Consider the following 15,859-nt stretch of genomic DNA (forward strand, 5'->3'; position numbering starts at 1 on the left):
CAGATTAGGTCCTCGGACTGACATCGGTCGAAACGGCGCAGAAGCGACCCCTGCCGGGAGCCCGTGGGCAGCGGCCTCACCGCTGTTCGGCGGGGCTCCCGGGACGGCCGTCCGGGGTCGGGTCCGGGGCGCCGAAGCCCCCGCCGCCCGGTGTACGGAGCACGAGCACGTCCCCCCGCTGCAGGTCGGCCGTGTCACAGCCGCGCAGCGGCGTGACCGTCCGGCCGTCGGCGCGCTCGACGTACTGCTCGCCCGGAGCCCCGGGTTCACCGCCCGCCATTCCGTAGGGCCGGACCCGGCGGTGTCCGGAGAGCAGCGCCACCGTGACGGGTTCGAGAAAACGGATGCGCCGCTCCACGCCGCAGCCACCGTGCCAGCGCCCCGCGCCCCCGCTGCCGTCCCGTACCCGGAAGCTCTCCAGCAGCACGGGGTAGCGCCATTCGAGGACTTCGGGGTCGGTGAGGCGGGAGTTGGTCATGTGGGTCTGCACGGCGTCGGCGCCGTCGAAGCCGTCGCCCGCACCCGAGCCGCTCGCCACGGTCTCGTAGTACTGGACCCGTTCGTTGCCGAAGGTGAGGTTGTTCATGGTTCCCGAGCCCTCTGCCTGGATGCCGAGTGCCGCGTACAGGGCGCCGGTGACGGCCTGCGACGTCTCCACGTTTCCCGCGACGGTGGCCGCCGGATGGGCGGGGGCGAGCATGGAGCCCTGCGGAATTCTGACCTCCAGAGGCTTGAGGCAGCCGCTGTTGAGGGGGATGTCGTCGGCGACCAGGGTCCGGAAGACGTAGAGCACCGCCGCCATGACCACGGATTTCGGCGCGTTGAAGTTCCCCGGCTGCTGCGGTGAGGTGCCGGCGAAGTCGACGACCGCACCGCGCGTGGCCCGGTCCACGGTGAGGGCGACCTCGATGACGGCGCCGTTGTCGGTCTCGTAGCGGTAGCCGCCGTCGTGCAGTTCGGCGATGATCCGGCGGACGGACTCCTCGGCGTTGTCCTGTACGTGCCCCATGTACGCGGCGACCGCCTCGGGACCGAACTGGTCCACCATGCGGCGCAGTTCGGCGATGCCCTTCTCGTTCGCGGCGATCTGGGCGCGCAGGTCGGCGAGGTTGGCTTCCGGGTCGCGGGAGGGGTGGGCGGCGCCGGTGAGCAGCTCGCGCGTCTCGGCCTCGCGGAGCCGGCCGTCCCGTACCAGCAGCCAGTTGTCGAAGAGCACCCCCTCCTCGTGAATGGTGCGGCTGAAGGCGGGCATGGAGCCGGGGGTGATGCCGCCGATCTCGGCGTGGTGTCCGCGTGAGGCGACGAGGAAGCGGAGCCGGGGTCGTTCGTCACCGTTCTCGTCGAACACGGGTGTCACCACGGTCACATCGGGCAGGTGGGTGCCCCCGTGGTACGGATCGTTGATGGCGTAGACGTCGCCGGGCCGCATCGCCCCGTCGTTGCGCCGGAGCACCTCCTTGATGGACTCCCCCATCGAGCCCAGGTGGACGGGAATGTGCGGGGCGTTGGCGATCAGATTGCCCTCCGCGTCGAACAGGGCGCAGGAGAAGTCGAGCCGCTCCTTGATGTTGACGGAGTGTGCCGTGTTCTCCAGGCGCACGCCCATCTGTTCGGCGATCGACATGAAGAGGTTGTTGAAGATCTCCAGCATGACGGGGTCGACGCGGGTGCCGACGGCAGTGCGGTCCGGGCGCGGGCGGACGCGGGTGAGCAGGAGATGCCCGGTGTCGGCGAGGGTGGCCTGCCAGCCGGGGTCGACGACGGTGGTGGCATCCGCCTCCGCGATGACGGCGGGGCCGGTCACGGTGGCCGCGGGGCGCAGTTCCTCGCGTCGGTGGAGCGGGGTCCGCTGCCACCGGCCTTCCGCGAACATCCTTACGGTGTCGTGGGGTCGGGGCGGTGAGCTCGCACCAGGAGTGGTGTCGGCCGTGCCCGGTGCGTGCCGCCCGGCTGTTCCGGTCGCCTCGACCGACACCGCCTCGACGACCAGGGGCTTGTCCATGGTGAAGGCATAGCGTGCGCGGTGCTGAGCGGTGAACGCCTCGGCCATGGCGGGTGCGGTGTCCAGGTCGACGGACAGGCTGGAGTCCGTACCGGCGTAACGCAGGAGGACCCGGGCGCGGGTGCTGATCGCGCTGTCGGGGACGGCGTCGGCCCGCAGTTCGGCGCGGGTGCGGGCGGCGAGTTCGTCGCAGAGTCCGCCGAGCCGGGTCCGGGTCGCCTCGTTCAGTTCCGCCTCCACGGACTGCTCGCGCATGGCGGTGGCGTCGGCGAGACCGATGCCGTACGCGGACAGCACGCCGGCCAGGGGCGGCACGAGGACGGTATCGATGCCCAGGGCGTCGGCGACGGCGCAGACGTGCTGGCCTCCGGCGCCGCCGAAGCCCGTCAGGGCGTAGCGGGTGATGTCGTGCCCGCGCTGCACGGAGATCTTCTTGACCGCGTTGGCCATGTTGAGCACGGCGATCTCCAGGAATCCGGCGGCGACCTCGGCCGCCGTGCGCCGTGTTCCGGTGGCACGCGCCACGTCCTCGGCGAACGCGTCGAAGCGTTCGCGGACGAGGTCCGCGTCGAGGGGGAGGTCGCCGTCGGGTCCGAAGACGGCCGGGAAGTGTGCGGGCTGGACCCGGCCGAGCATCACATTGGCGTCGGTGACGGTCAGCGGCCCGCCGCGGCGGTAGCAGGCCGGGCCGGGGACGGCGCCCGCCGAGTCGGGGCCCACCCGGTAGCGGTGGCCGTCGAAGTGCAGGACGGAGCCGCCGCCGGCCGCGACGGTGTGGATGCTCATCATGGGGGCGCGCATCCGCACGCCGGCGACCTGGGTGCCGAGTTCGCGTTCGAACGCACCCGCGTAGTGCGACACATCAGTGGATGTGCCACCCATGTCGAAGCCGATGACCCGGTCGAATCCGGCCTGTTCGGACGTACGGGCCATGCCGACCACACCACCGGCGGGGCCGGAGAGCACCGCGTCCTTGCCCCGGAAGTGGGAGGCCTCGCGCAGGCCGCCGTTGGACTGCATGAACATCAGCCGGATGCCGTCGAGTTCGCGGGCGACCTCGTCGACGTACCGGCGCAGGATCGGCGAGAGGTAGGCGTCGACGACGGTGGTGTCACCGCGTGGCACGAGCTTGATCAGCGGGCTCACTTCGTGCGAGCAGCTGACCTGGGTGAAGCCCGCCTCGCGGGCCGCGGCGGCCACGGCGCTCTCGTGCGCGGGGTGGCGGTAGCCGTGCATCAGGACGACGGCCGCGCTGCGCAGACCGTCGGCCCGTGCGGCCTTGAGCCGCTCGGCCACCGTTTCCCGGTCCAGTGGGGTCACGACCCCGCCGCGGGCGTCGATCCGTTCGGGGACCTCGATCACCCGCTCGTACACGGCCTCGGGCAGCAGGATCCGGCGGTCGAAGAGGTTCGGCCTGTTCTGGTAGGCGATGCGCAGAGCGTCCCGGAAGCCTTCCGTGATGACCAGGACGGTCGGCTCGCCGCGCCGCTCCAGCAGGGCGTTGGTGGCGACCGTCGTGCCGATCTTCACCGTGCCGACCCGGTCGGCGGGGACCGGGTCGGTGGGGCCGAGGCCGAGCAGTCCCCGGATGCCGGCCACGGCGGCGTCGCGGTAGCGGTCCGGGTCGTGGGAGAGCAGCTTGCGGGTGACCAGGTGTCCATCGGGATCCCGTCCCACGACATCGGTGAACGTCCCACCACGGTCGATCCAGAAGTCCCAGCGTCCGCTCATGCCCCCATACTGACCCGCTCCACGGACGACGGGCCAGGCGGCGCGGACGGCTCCCGGGTGGCACACGGCCGCGGAACGCCGCGCCGCGCCGCACGGCTCATGCCCGTACCTCCGCGATCCCGCCCGGGTCCGGCACGTCGTGCGCGGCCAGGAACGCGGCCACCGAGCGGTCCCAGCCGAAGAGTTCGGCCCGTCGCCTCGCCATGGCCCGGCGCTCGTCCTCCGGGCGCCCGAGCAACTCCCGTACCGCGGCGGCGAACGCCTCTCCCGTGTCCGGGGCGGCGACCCCCGCGGCACCGATCACCTCGGGCAGCGCGGAACTCTCGCTCGCCACGACCGGGGTGCCGCAGGCCAGTGCCTCCAGGGCCGACAGGCCGAATGTCTCCGCGGGTCCGGGCGCCAGGCAGATGTCGGCCGCCGCCTGCAGATCCGCCAAGGACTCGCGGTCCCGCACATGGCCGAGGAATTCGACCGGCAGCCGCTGCTCCCGCGCCCTGCTCTCCAGGCCCGTCCGCAGCGGCCCGTCGCCCGCGACGACCAGCGCCGCGCGCACGCCTCGGTGCCGCAGCCCGGCGAGCGCCTCCAGCGCCCGGCCGGGACGTTTCTCGACGGAGAGCCGCGAGCACAGCACGAGCAGCACGTCCCGGCCGCGCAGATGCCGGGCGCGCAGGACGGCGCTGCGCCGATGGGGACGGCAGCGTCGCAGATCCACGCCGAGCGGTGCGCGCACCACGTTGCGCGCACCGATACGCAGGAACTCGCGCTCGGCCCATGCGGTGGTGCACACGATCCGGGTGTACGCGTGTGCGCTGCGGACGTTGAGCCGGTCCGCCGTCCGCCCGGCCGCTCGGGCCGGGACGCCCCAGGTGCGCAGCACCCCGTCGGCGGTCTCGTGGGAGACCATCACGGCCGGCACCCCGGCGCGGCGCGCCCACACTCCCGTCCAGCGCAGCGTGGTGCGGTCGGAGACCTCCAGACGGTCGGGCCGCAACGTCTCCAGGAGGTGGCGGAGCCTGCGCCGGTCCGTCAGTACGCGGTAGCCGCCGCTGCCCGGAAGGACCGGACCGGGGAGTGTGATCACCCGCCCCTGGGCGGTGCGTTCGTCGCTCCGGGTGTCGCCGGGCACGACGAGCACCGGTTCGTGGCCGGCCGCGAGGTAGCCGCGGCCGAGCTCGTCCAGAGCGGTGCGCAGGCCGCCCGACGACGGGGTGACGAAGTTCGCCAGCCGGACGATGACCGTGCGCCGTTCACGGTCGGTCATGCCGCCACCGCCGTCCGGTCGCGCAGCACCTCGTCGTAGTGGTCGAGCAGCTGGTCGCCCACGACCTGCCAGGTCCGGCCCTCGACCGCGGCCCGGCCGGCGGCGCCGTAGGCCGCCGCGCGCACGGGGTCGGCGGCGAGTGCGCCGACCGCCGCCGTCACGGCACCGGTGTCGAGCGGCGGGACCAGCAGTCCGGTGTGCCCGTGGTCGACGAGGTCGAGCGGTCCGCCCGCTGCGGGAGCGATCACCGCGACCCCGGAGGCCATGGCCTCCTGCACCGTCTGGCAGAACGTCTCGTACGGTCCCGTGTGGACGAACATGTCCAGCGAGGCGAACAGTCGGGCGAGGTCGTCCCCGGTCCGGCGGCCGAGGAGGACCGCACCGGGCAGGGCGGTCCGCAGCGATGCCTCACTGGGGCCGTCGCCGACGACCACGACCCGGACCCCGGGTGTCGCGCAGGCCCCGGCGAGGAGTTCGACGTGCTTCTCCGGAGCGAGCCGGCCGACGTACCCGACGATCCGTTCCCCGCCGGGGGCGATACGTCGGCGCAGTGCTTCGTCCCGCAGTCCGGGCCGGAACCGTGCGGTGTCGACGCCACGCGGCCACAGCCGCACCCGGGGCACACCGTGATCGGTCAGGTCACGGGCGGCGGCGGCGGACGGGGCGAGAGTGCGGTCGGCGGCGCTGTGCACGGCGCGCATCCGGCGCCAGGCGGTGTTCTCACCGGTGCCGAGGTACGTACGTGCGTAACCGGCCAGATCGGTCTGGTAGACGGCGACGGCCGGGATCCCGAGCCTGGCCGCCGCCGCCATGCCCCGCGCGCCGAGCACGAACGGTCCGGCCAGGTGGACGAGGTCGGCGCGGTGGGCAGTGAGGGCCGCCGTCAGCCGCCGGCTCGGCAGTGCCACCCGGACCTGGGGGTATCCGGGCAGGGGAAGGGAAGGGACGCGCACCACGGGACAGGGTGCGTCGGCTCGGAAGGCGTCGGAGGCGTCCGGACGGGACGTGGTCGTCGCGCCGGCCGGGGCCGGGGCGACGACGAGCGGTTCGTGGCCGCGGCCGACGAGGTGCCGGGCGGTCTGCAGGGCGCAGTGGGCCACGCCGTTGACATCGGGAGGGAAGGATTCGGTGACGATGACGACACGCATACCGGTGTTGTCGCCGTGCCGGACGTGACGGAGCCGACTTGGATCTTTCCGGCCGCGGAACGGCCCGTGAGCGTTCGGGCCGAGCGCTCCCCCGACACACCTGCTCGCACCTTCGCACCGCGCGCCCCCGACGCGCGCCGCTGTGCGTACTCGGGTCAGACCGCCGGGGTGTCGGGCCCGATCCTGCTGCGCACCGCCGTCTGCACCTCTGCCTCCTCGGCCGGGTCGGCCGCCAGCCGGCGCAGTCGCTCGGCGACCCTGATGTCGCCGGTCTCCGCATGGAGTGCGGCGACCTCCCGGGTGGTCTCCTCGCAGTCCCAGAGGCATTCGACGGCGAAGCCGGTGGCGAAGGAGGGGTCGGTCGCGGCAAGTGCGCGGGCCGCCCGGCCGCGCAGATGCGAGGAGGACGTCTCCCGGTAGACATGGCGCAGTACGGGGGCGGCACAGGCGATGCCCAGCCGGCCCGTTCCGTCGACGAGGGTCCACAGGCGTGGTGCGTCCGGCCCTTCGCCCCTCACGGCCTCACGGAGTGCGCCGAGGACCAGTGGGGCGTCCTGGGCCCCGCCCCGGCAGGCGAGCACACCGGCCGCGGAGGCGCCGAGCGCGTCGGGCCGCCTGGCCCAGCGCCTGGCACGGTCCACCGCCGCGTCACCGCACATCCGCTCGAAGGCTGCGACCGCCGCGTCGGCGACGGTGCGCGAGGCGCTGACCGCGGCGGCCTCGATCAGATCGAGCACAGCGGGGTCCCTGGCCTCGGCCAGGTAGTGCAGTGCGGCGCAGCGGGCGCCGTCGGGGCCGCTGCGGGCGGCCTCGACGATCCCGGACCGGTCCTCGGGACCGGCGACGGCGGCGAGGCAGCGCGCGGCCGGGACATGGAGGACACTGCCGCGTTCGATTCCCTGCTGGGCCCAGTCGAAGACCGCCTGGACGCTCCAACCGGGGCGGGGGCCGCCGGGCCGCATCTGCCGCTGCCAGCGGTCGAAGGAGCCCTGTTCCGAGGCAGCCCTGATCCTGGCCCCGACCGCTTCGCGCGGGTCGTCGGCCCAGAGGCGCCAGGGGCGGGGTTCGAAGGCGTCCCGTACGGCTGCGGCCAGCTCGGCGGCGCCGTCCTCGGTGTCCGGGAACCGGCCGAGCACGGGTACGGCGAGGGCGCGCAGCCCCGCGTCGTCGTCGCGTAGGGCGAGCTCGTCGAGGGCCCAGGCCCAGTTGGCCCCGGTGGCGGCGTACCGCCGCAACAGGGCCAGCGCGTCGTCCCGTCCGTACGAGGCGAGGTGGCCGAGCACGGCGAGGGCCAGACCCGTGCGGGAGTCGTCGGTGTCGAGGTGGTCGTCGGGATCCCACAGGTGGCGCTCGATCTCCTCGACGCCGCCGTCGAGGTCGAGATACAGGCGTGCGTAGTAGAGCGAGCGGTTCTCCACCTGCCAGTCGTGACGCGGATCGCTCAGGACACAGTGGTTGAGAGCCGCCAGGGCCTCGGGGCGCGGTGCGGCGAGTGCGTGGAGCGTGCCGTCGCCACGGCCCCTCTGCAGCAGGCCGAGCAGGGTGCCGCTCGGCGCTATGAACGGATCAAACATGAAAAAAGCCTCACATCAAGCTGTCGACGCAACCGGGACTGTGCAGTTCCAAGTGCCGGGTGGGGCACTACGCCGCGCAGCAACATGATCGGCCGACCGCCGTCTTCTGCTTGGTGTAGACCATCTTCCTCTGCCTCTCGTCCGTGGCCCGAACCGGGCCCGAGACGTCATGATGACCCAGCCATTTCGCCACCGCGACCACATTTACGGCGTACCCGGTCAGCGGGCGCCGAAGAGTTCCAGCAGGTCGGCCTTGCCGAACATGCGTGCGGTGTCCAGCGCGGAGGGTGTTCCGGACGCCGGGTCGGCCCCTGCGGCGAGCAGCGCCTCGATCACCGCACCCTCGCCCTTGAAGACGGCCCCGGCGAGCGGCGTCTGCCCGCGGTCGTTGGCCCGGTCCGGGTCGGCGCCGCGGGCGACGAGCGCGGTGACCGCGGCGGCGTGCCCGTGATAGGCGGCCAGCATCACCAGCGAGTCACCGCGGTCGTTGGTCAGGTTCGCGGGGACGCCGGCGTCGACATACGCGGCGAGCGTGTCCGTCTCCCCCTGGCGGGCCAGGTCGAAGACCTTCGTCGCCAGCTCGACCACCTCGGGATCGGGGGTTTCGCTCATCGGTCGGACCGCCTTCCATTATCCGGTTTCACCACTGTTGACCTGCCGGGCCGTACGCCATGAGGCCGTACGAGTGAACCGACAGGGTACTGCCCGACCGCACACTTGGCCCGGCCCGCCCGAGGCAGAGGATCACATCCTGCGACGGGGCGGAGTACGCGGCTCCGCATGTTCCGCCACCCCGGCACCCCAGCGACAACCCCTGTCGGCCGATCCAGTGAAAATACAGACTTTTCACTCGAATGCGACTTTTATCGTATAGATACTTCTGGTGAACCTGGAAGGACTCATGGTGACTGTCCCCCCAACCAGGAGAACTTCTCATGATCCTGTCCATGTCAGGCGTAGTCATCCTCGGCATCATCGTCTTCCTGTTCTTCAGGAAGGACGGCCTCAAGGCATCGCACGCCCTCGTCACTGCCCTGTTCGGCTTCTACCTGGCCGGCACCGCCATCGCCCCAAGCATCACGGCGGGCGGCGCGAGTCTCGCCGGCCTCCTGGGCGGGATCAAGTTCTGACGCCCCGCGACCACTCCCACCCCTTCAGGAGACCGACGTGGCCCGGCGACCACTCCCCCGCATTCTGAGCAGCGGCAGCGCCCCGATCGCTCGCAGTCGCGAGTTCGCGCGCACGGCCACCGACAACGCCACCGACGTGCTCCATCCGCTGATCACGGTCACTCGTGGTCTGCGGCTGCTGGCCGGTGCCGGACGGCAGAAGTGGGCCGCGACGCCCAAGGACAAGCGTGGTCCGGCGCTGTTCTCCGTCGCGGCCTGTCTGCTCGTCGTCGCGACGATCCCGTACGGGTCCGTGATCACCCTGGTCGCGGTGATGGCCGCCGCCGCCTGGAAGGGGCGGGAGCGGACCCCTGTGAAGACCGGTCCCGACGACGCCGAGACCGGGCGGCTCCGGTCGCTGTACGAGGCGCTCGTGCCGTACTTCTCCGCGGCCGAGGACCCGAGCCCACTGTTCTCCCACGGCGGCGACTGGGACAAGGCCTTCAGCGGATACGAGTTCGACGGCGACGGGCGCCTGACCCGTCTCAGGGTGACGTACCCCGCCTACTTCACCGACAGCGAGGCCGCCTCCCGCGGCCGGATCGAGCGGCTGCTGCACGCGAAGTCGGGCCGCGGCCGGGAGTACCACTTCGCCTGGGACGAGGAGGGCAACCAACTCGTCATGACCGTGCTCGACGCCCTGCCCACCTCGATCGGGGCCCAGCGCTTCGTCACCGCACCCGGTGAGACCGTGCTGGGGTTCACCGACGCAGACGCGGTGCAGCGCACCGTTCCCGTGCACGACGGCGACGCGACCCGCGACGCGCCACCGGTCGTCTGGCGGACGGGAGCCCGCTCCACCGAGCCGCATCTGCTGGCCGTCGGTCAGCCCGGCAGCGGCACCACCACACTGATGCGCGCCATCGCCCTGCAGGCCCTCCAGCACGGCGACATCCTGATCATCGAAGGCGGCGGGACCGGCGAGTACGCCTGCCTGACCGGACGCGACGGCGTGCTGGCCGTGGAGTGCGGGCCGGCCGGCGCACTGGCGACCCTGGAGTGGGCGGCCCACGAGACGGAGCGGCGACTGATCGCCGCGAACCGGGCGCGGCAGTCCGGCCACCCCGCCCCCGACGACATCAGGCGCCCGCTCTGGATCCTGCTGGACCGGCCCAGCGCCCTCGGCCACCTGGCGGCCGCCGACGGCAGGCCGGACCCCCAGGAACTGCTCCAGGTGCCGCTGCGCCACGGCAGGGCGGCCAACGTCACCGTGGTCATGACCGACCAGTTCGACGGCCTGGACGCGCTGGGCGAGACCGTACGGACCCATACCCGGGCCCGGGTCGTCCTCGGCCATTGCTCCCGCGACCAGGTCGAGTCGGTGCTCGGCGTGGAACCGCACACCACCCCGACGCCGGATGTCCCGCCAGGCCGGGGGTACGCGCGCCTCGGCACCGGTCCCGTGCTGCGGCTCCAGGTTCCGGCCACCCCCGACCCGTACGACGAGGCGACCAGCGAGGCGCAACGACAGGCGGTCCTCGGCCTGCTTCCCGGACGGCAGGCGCCGGACGGGGCGGCCGTCGCGGACGAGGGGCCCGTGCCGGTCGAGGTGAGCGTCCCGGACCCGGCGATGCCGCACCCCCTGACCGCGGCCGTCGCCGTCGAGGGCATGAAGGTCGGCGACTGAACGGACCGGTACGGGGCGGGCGCGGGGGTGAAGGACGACCCCGTCAGCCCCGCGCCCGCCCCGCCGGTCAGGCGACGAACGTCCGCGGCGCCTCCACCCCCGCACCCGCACCCGAACCCACCAGCCGCGCCGCCGCCGCGAGCCGCGCCGCCGCTTCGTCCGCGACCGGCCCGCCGACCGTGAACGGCAGTCGCACATAGCCCTCGAAGGCGCCGTCGACGCCGAACCGGGGGCCGGAGGGGACCCGCACCCCGACCCGCTCCCCCGCCACCGCGAGCCGGGAGCCCGAGAGACCGCCGGTACGCACCCACAGGGTCAGTCCTCCGCGCGGAACCGAGAACTCCCAGTCCGGCAGCTCCCGGCGGACCGCGGCGACGAGCGAGTCACGGTTCTCGCGGGCCTGTTCGCGCCGGACCTGCACGGCCTGCTCCCAGCCGCCGGTGCGCATCAGCCAGTTGACGGCGAGCTGTTCCAGGACGGGCGTCCCCATGTCGGCGTAGGCGCGGGCGGCCACCAGGCTGCGGATCACATCGGGGGCCGCGCGCACCCAGCCGATCCGCATACCGGCCCAGAAGGCCTTGCTCGCGGATCCGACCGTGAGCACGGTGGAGCCCGCCGGATCGAAGGCACAGACCCGCCGGGGCATCCGTACGTCGGGGTCGAGATACAGCTCGTTCATGGTCTCGTCGACGACCAGGACCGTGCCGGCGGAACGGGCCGCCTCCACCAGATCGCGTCGCCGGTCCTCGTCGGCCAGTGCGCCGGTGGGGTTGTGGAAGTCGGCGACGACATAGGCGAGCCGCGGCGCCGCGTCACGCAGGACCTGCCGCCACCGGTTCATGTCCCAGCCGCCGAGCCCCTCCTCCATCGCCACCGGCACCAGCCGGGCACCCGCCTCCCGCATCAGCTGCAGGATGTTGGCGTAGCTGGGGGACTCCACCGCGATCCGCTCGCCGCGGCCCGCGAAGAGGTGACAGATCGCGTCGATCGCACCCATGGCGCCGGTGGTGACCATGATCTGTTCAGGCATGGTCGGAATGCCGCGGCCGGTGTAGCGGTCGGCGATCATCTGCCGCAGCGCGGGCAGACCTGCCGGGTAGTCGCCGTGGGTGTGGGCGTACGGTGCGAGCTCCTCCAGGGCGCCCTGGACCGCCCGGGTCAGCCACGGTTCGGGGGCGGGCAGCGAGGCGCAGCCCAGATCGATCATCGAACCGAGCGACTCCGGGGGAAGCGGTTCCAGGCCGCGTGCGGGCAGCGGGTTGCCCGCGGGCACGGCGGTCCAGCTGCCGGCCCCCCGGCGGGACTCCAGGAACCCTTCGGTCCGCAGTGCCTCGTACGCCGCGGCGACGGTCGTGCGGCTGACGGACAGGGCGAGCGCCAGTTCACGCTCGGCGGGGAGCCGGGCGGCCACCGGAACCCTGCCTTCGAGGACGAGCAGACGCACCCCGTCGGCCAGCGCGCGATACGCGGGCGGCCGACGGGCACCCGGCACGGCGGACCGGGGCTGTTGGGCCTGGAGCTGCCGGGCGAGCTGTGCCGCGCCGACCGCCGAAGTCCACTGCGGCATAAAAATCAGTCCACCTTCCTCGGATTGGCCATAGTTGGCGACCAATCCCCTGCCACAGAGTGACATGCGCCAGTCCACTACCACCACATCAGGGGGGCACCTCTTGTCCATCACCCCCGTCCCTCGCGGGGCGCACCTCACACGCAGGCTCATTCAGCTGTACGTCGGCCTCGCGTTGTACGGGGCGAGTTCGGCGCTCCTGGTCCGCGCCGGCCTCGGTCTCGAACCCTGGGGGGTGCTGCATCAGGGGCTCTCGGAGCGCACCGGGGTGTCCATCGGGGTCGTATCGATCATCGTCGGCGCCGTCGTCCTGCTGCTGTGGATACCGATCAGGCAGCGTCCCGGCCTCGGCACCGTCTCCAACGTCTTCGCCGTGGGCATCGCCATGGACGGCACGCTCGCGGTCGTACCCGATGTGCACGGCCTCGCCGCACGGATCGCCGTGATGGTCGCGGGCATCGCGGTCAACGGTGTCGCGACGGGGCTGTACATCGCCGCGCGGTTCGGCCCGGGACCGCGCGACGGGCTGATGACCGGCCTGCATCTGCGTACCGGCCGCTCCATCCGGCTCGTCCGCACCCTGATCGAGGTGGCGGTCGTGGTGACCGGCTTCGTGCTCGGCGGCTCCCTCGGCGCGGGCACGGTGCTGTACGCCCTGACCATCGGCCCGCTCGCCCAGTTCTTCCTGCGCTTCTTCGCCGTCGACGGAGAGCCGGCCGCGGAGCCGGCCGCCGCGTCCGGCGAAAGCGCCACCGACGCCTGTGGGCCGGACGGCGGCGACACCACCGTCACCGCCCGGACACCGGATGGGGCCATACTGCCGAAGTGACCTCCGTACGCCACCCCTACCTGGACCATCCCGCGACGATCCCCTTCGCGCACCGAGGCGGTGCGGCGGGCGGGATCGAGAACACGACGGCCGCGTTCCGCCGGGCCGCCGACGCCGGATACCGCTACTTCGAGACCGATGTGCACACCACGGCGGACGGTCGCCTGGTGGCCTTCCACGACAGCACTCTGGACCGGGTGACGGACGCCCGGGGCCGGATGGCCGAGCTGCCGTGGAGCGAGGTGCGGCGGGCGAGGGTCGGGGGCCGGGAGCCGCTGCCGCTGTTCGAGGAACTGCTGGAGACGTTCCCCGGGGCCCGCTGGAACGTCGACATCAAGGCCGAGTCCGCCCTGGTCCCACTGATCGATCTGATCCGCCGGACGAATGCCTGGGACCGGGTGTGCGTCGGCTCGTTCTCGGAGGCCCGGGTGGCCAGGGCACACCGCCTCGGCGGGCCCCGGCTGGCCACCTCCTACGGGGTGCGCGGCGTGCTGGGCCTGAGGCTGCGCTCGTACGGCATCCCGGCGGCGGTGCGGGCCGGCGCGGTGTGCGCACAGGTACCGGAGAGCCAGAACGGCATCAGGGTGGTCGATCGGCGCTTCGTGCGCGAGGCGCACGCACGCGGACTCCAGGTGCACGTCTGGACGGTGAACGAACCGGAGCGGATGGCAGCGCTCCTCGACCTCGGTGTGGATGGCATCATGACCGATCACATCGAGACGCTGCGCACGGTGCTGAGCGAGCGGGGGGCCTGGGCCTGACGCCGGCCGTGCGGGGTCTTCACGGGGAGAGACGAGGGGGTGCGCCTTGAGCGCCGACACCGCCGGGCCGACGGGGCTCACGACGGATTCCGCCGACGCCGCGAGCCGCATACGCGAGCAGCGCGGCTGGTATTTCTACGACTTCGCCTGCTCCGTCTACTCGACGAGCGTGCTGACGGTGTTCCTCGGCCCCTATCTGACGTCGGTCGCCAAGGCGGCCGCCGACGCCGACGGTTTCGTCCACCCGCTCGGCATACCCGTGCGCGCCGGATCGCTCTTCGCCTACGCGGTCTCCATGTCCGTCGTCGTCGCGGTGATCGTGATGCCGATCGTGGGTGCCGCCGCGGACCGGACGGGGCGGAAGAAGCCGCTGCTCGCGGCCGCCGCCTACGTGGGCGCCGCCGCGACCACCGGCATGTTCTTCCTGGACGGTCACCGCTATCTGCTGGGCGCGTTCCTGCTGATCGTGGCGAACGCCTCGATCTCCGTGTCGATGGTGCTCTACAACGCCTATCTGCCGCAGATCGCCGAGCCCGACGAGCGGGACGCGGTCTCCTCCCGCGGCTGGGCCTTCGGGTACACCTCCGGCGCCTTCGTCCTCGTCCTGAATCTGGTCCTGTACACGGGCCACGACTCCTTCGGCCTCTCCGAGTCCGACGCGGTGCGGATCTGTCTCGCGTCGGCCGGTGTGTGGTGGGGCGCCTTCACGATCGTGCCGCTGCGACGGCTGCGCGACCGGCGGGTGGCGCCGGGCGGCGAGGGGGCGGTCGGTTCGGGATGGCGGCAGCTGCTGGCCACCCTGCGCGACATGCGCCGCCATCCGCTGACGCTCTCGTTCCTGCTGGCGTATCTCGTCTACAACGACGGTGTGCAGACGGTGATCTCCCAGGCCTCGGTGTACGGCTCCGAGGAGCTGGGGCTCGACCAGACGACACTGATCACGGCCGTGCTGCTGGTGCAGGTGCTGGCGGTGGCCGGAGCGCTGGCGATGGGCCGGCTGGCCCGGGTGTACGGCGCGAAGAGCACGATCCTCGGCTCGCTCGTCGTCTGGACGCTGATTCTCGTTGCCGGCTACTTCCTGCCCGCCGGCGCACCGCTCTTCTTCTATGTGCTGGCCTCGGCGATCGGTCTGGTGCTCGGCGGCAGCCAGGCGCTGTCGCGCTCACTTTTCTCCCATCTGGTCCCGCGCGGCAAGGAGGCCGAGTACTTCTCCGCGTACGAGATGAGCGACCGCGGTCTGAGCTGGCTGGGGCCGCTGGTGTTCGGTGTCGCGTATCAGCTGACCGGGAGCTACCGGGATGCGATCATCTCGTTGGTGATCTTCTTCGTGATCGGTTCCGTGCTGCTCGCGAGGGTGCCGGTCCGGCAGGCCGTGGCGGCTGCCGGCAACCCTGTTCCGGAACGGATTTAGACGTTGAAGTGAAAGGCCGGTAGTGTACGCCTTTGGCCTGCCCGGAGGACCGTTACTGCGAGTGGAAGAAGCCGAACCGTTGGGTGACAACTTCTACTAGATGTGACAAACCGGGCATTGGCGGGTACCCCAACCCTGAAGAAGCAGCGGCACGACGGGCGACGCATGACCGGCAACGGGAATCTTTGCCGCCGACCGGACGTTGACCGGATGACGACGACAGCGACACCTGTCCTGTGGGCGACAAGCCCGGGAGGCACGATTCATGAGTGAGCGAGCTCTCCGCGGCACGCGCCTCGTGGTTACCAGCTACGAGACGGACCGCGGCATCGATCTGGCCCCGCGCCAGGCGGTGGAGTACGCATGCCAGAACGGACATCGATTCGAGATGCCGTTCTCGGTAGAGGCGGAAATTCCGCCGGAGTGGGAGTGCAAGGCGTGCGGCGCCATGGCACTCCTGGTGGACGGGGATGGCCCCGAGGAGAAGAAGGGCAAGCCTGCGCGTACGCACTGGGACATGCTCATGGAGCGACGCACACGCGAGGAGCTGGAGGAGGTGCTGGCCGAGAGGCTGGCGGTTCTGCGCTCCGGAGCCATGAACATCGCCGTGCATCCGCGGGACAGCAGGAAGTCTGCCTGACCGCAGGGCATCGCAGCGCGAGAGAGCCGCGGGGGGGGGGGCCCCCGGCGGGGGGGGGGGGGGGGGCCCCCGGGGGGGGGGGGCGCCCCCCGGGGGGGGGGCGGCGGGGGCGGGCGCCCCCCCCCCCCCGGGCGGGCCG

General features: G+C 72.3%; 12 protein-coding genes. 6 read left to right on the top strand and 6 right to left on the bottom strand.

All coding sequences use genetic code 11. The annotated features are described in order from the left end of the window. Positions 1–76 precede the first annotated feature (76 nt). From ACIRP2_RS36160 to ACIRP2_RS36180, 5 genes are all read right to left on the bottom strand, one after another. Complete coding sequence (locus tag ACIRP2_RS36160; RefSeq protein WP_404257966.1) at positions 77–3,733, bottom strand: hydantoinase B/oxoprolinase family protein; 3,657 nt, start codon at positions 3,731–3,733, stop codon at positions 77–79. A gap of 97 nt (positions 3,734–3,830) precedes the next feature. Continuing rightward, the gene (locus tag ACIRP2_RS36165; protein ID WP_404257968.1) at positions 3,831–4,994 is read right to left on the bottom strand and encodes a glycosyltransferase; all 1,164 of its coding nucleotides are present in this window, start codon (positions 4,992–4,994) and stop codon (positions 3,831–3,833) included. Then, positions 4,991–6,142, bottom strand: coding sequence for a glycosyltransferase family 4 protein (locus ACIRP2_RS36170; protein WP_404257970.1), 1,152 nt, complete (start codon positions 6,140–6,142; stop codon positions 4,991–4,993). The genes ACIRP2_RS36165 and ACIRP2_RS36170 overlap by 4 nt, the downstream gene beginning before the upstream one ends. A gap of 155 nt (positions 6,143–6,297) precedes the next feature. Beyond that, positions 6,298–7,716, bottom strand: a complete 1,419-nt coding sequence (locus tag ACIRP2_RS36175) for a HEAT repeat domain-containing protein (protein ID WP_404257972.1) — start codon at positions 7,714–7,716, stop codon at positions 6,298–6,300. A gap of 219 nt (positions 7,717–7,935) precedes the next feature. Beyond that, positions 7,936–8,328 carry an ankyrin repeat domain-containing protein gene (locus tag ACIRP2_RS36180; RefSeq protein ID WP_404257974.1) on the bottom strand — a complete coding sequence of 131 codons (393 nt, stop codon included), beginning with the start codon at positions 8,326–8,328 and terminating at the stop codon, positions 7,936–7,938. 323 nt (positions 8,329–8,651) lie between these two features. Here ACIRP2_RS36180 and ACIRP2_RS36185 point away from each other — a divergent pair, with 323 nt between their 5' ends. Continuing rightward, the gene (locus tag ACIRP2_RS36185; RefSeq protein ID WP_018103962.1) at positions 8,652–8,846 is read left to right on the top strand and encodes a hypothetical protein; all 195 of its coding nucleotides are present in this window, start codon (positions 8,652–8,654) and stop codon (positions 8,844–8,846) included. Positions 8,847–8,883: 37 nt separating this feature from the next. Then, on the top strand, positions 8,884–10,512 hold the full coding sequence (locus ACIRP2_RS36190) for a hypothetical protein (RefSeq protein ID WP_404257976.1): 1,629 nt from the start codon (positions 8,884–8,886) through the stop codon (positions 10,510–10,512). A gap of 67 nt (positions 10,513–10,579) precedes the next feature. Here the strand turns inward: ACIRP2_RS36190 and ACIRP2_RS36195 are convergent, their stop codons facing one another. Continuing rightward, positions 10,580–12,079, bottom strand: a complete 1,500-nt coding sequence (locus ACIRP2_RS36195) for a PLP-dependent aminotransferase family protein (RefSeq protein WP_404257978.1) — start codon at positions 12,077–12,079, stop codon at positions 10,580–10,582. Positions 12,080–12,182: 103 nt separating this feature from the next. On the opposite strand from ACIRP2_RS36195, the gene ACIRP2_RS36200 reads away from it, so the two are divergent. The 4 genes from ACIRP2_RS36200 (at position 12,183) to ACIRP2_RS36215 (ending at position 15,720) form a co-directional block, all read left to right on the top strand. Beyond that, positions 12,183–12,908, top strand: coding sequence for a YitT family protein (locus tag ACIRP2_RS36200; RefSeq protein WP_404257980.1), 726 nt, complete (start codon positions 12,183–12,185; stop codon positions 12,906–12,908). Continuing rightward, positions 12,905–13,669: a glycerophosphodiester phosphodiesterase gene (locus ACIRP2_RS36205; RefSeq protein WP_404257982.1), complete on the top strand. Its 765-nt coding sequence runs from the start codon at positions 12,905–12,907 to the stop codon at positions 13,667–13,669. Before ACIRP2_RS36200 ends, ACIRP2_RS36205 begins: the two co-directional genes overlap by 4 nt. A gap of 46 nt (positions 13,670–13,715) precedes the next feature. After that, the gene (locus tag ACIRP2_RS36210) at positions 13,716–15,080 is read left to right on the top strand and encodes an MFS transporter (protein WP_404257984.1); all 1,365 of its coding nucleotides are present in this window, start codon (positions 13,716–13,718) and stop codon (positions 15,078–15,080) included. A 265-nt stretch (positions 15,081–15,345) separates the two neighbouring features. Beyond that, positions 15,346–15,720, top strand: a complete 375-nt coding sequence (locus ACIRP2_RS36215) for an RNA polymerase-binding protein RbpA (RefSeq protein ID WP_007262928.1) — start codon at positions 15,346–15,348, stop codon at positions 15,718–15,720. The last annotated feature ends 139 nt before the right edge of the window (positions 15,721–15,859 follow it).

The sequence above is a fragment of the Streptomyces sp. NPDC101194 genome (assembly GCF_044767885.1).
Classification (GTDB): domain Bacteria; phylum Actinomycetota; class Actinomycetes; order Streptomycetales; family Streptomycetaceae; genus Streptomyces.

Coding starts and splice junctions, on each gene's coding strand:
- ACIRP2_RS36160 (WP_404257966.1), bottom strand. CDS start 3,733: ATGAGCGGACGCTGGGACTTCTGGATCGACCGTGGTGGGACGTTCACC.
- ACIRP2_RS36165 (WP_404257968.1), bottom strand. CDS start 4,994: ATGACCGACCGTGAACGGCGCACGGTCATCGTCCGGCTGGCGAACTTC.
- ACIRP2_RS36170 (WP_404257970.1), bottom strand. CDS start 6,142: ATGCGTGTCGTCATCGTCACCGAATCCTTCCCTCCCGATGTCAACGGC.
- ACIRP2_RS36175 (WP_404257972.1), bottom strand. CDS start 7,716: ATGTTTGATCCGTTCATAGCGCCGAGCGGCACCCTGCTCGGCCTGCTG.
- ACIRP2_RS36180 (WP_404257974.1), bottom strand. CDS start 8,328: ATGAGCGAAACCCCCGATCCCGAGGTGGTCGAGCTGGCGACGAAGGTC.
- ACIRP2_RS36185 (WP_018103962.1), top strand. CDS start 8,652: ATGATCCTGTCCATGTCAGGCGTAGTCATCCTCGGCATCATCGTCTTC.
- ACIRP2_RS36195 (WP_404257978.1), bottom strand. CDS start 12,079: ATGCCGCAGTGGACTTCGGCGGTCGGCGCGGCACAGCTCGCCCGGCAG.
- ACIRP2_RS36215 (WP_007262928.1), top strand. CDS start 15,346: ATGAGTGAGCGAGCTCTCCGCGGCACGCGCCTCGTGGTTACCAGCTAC.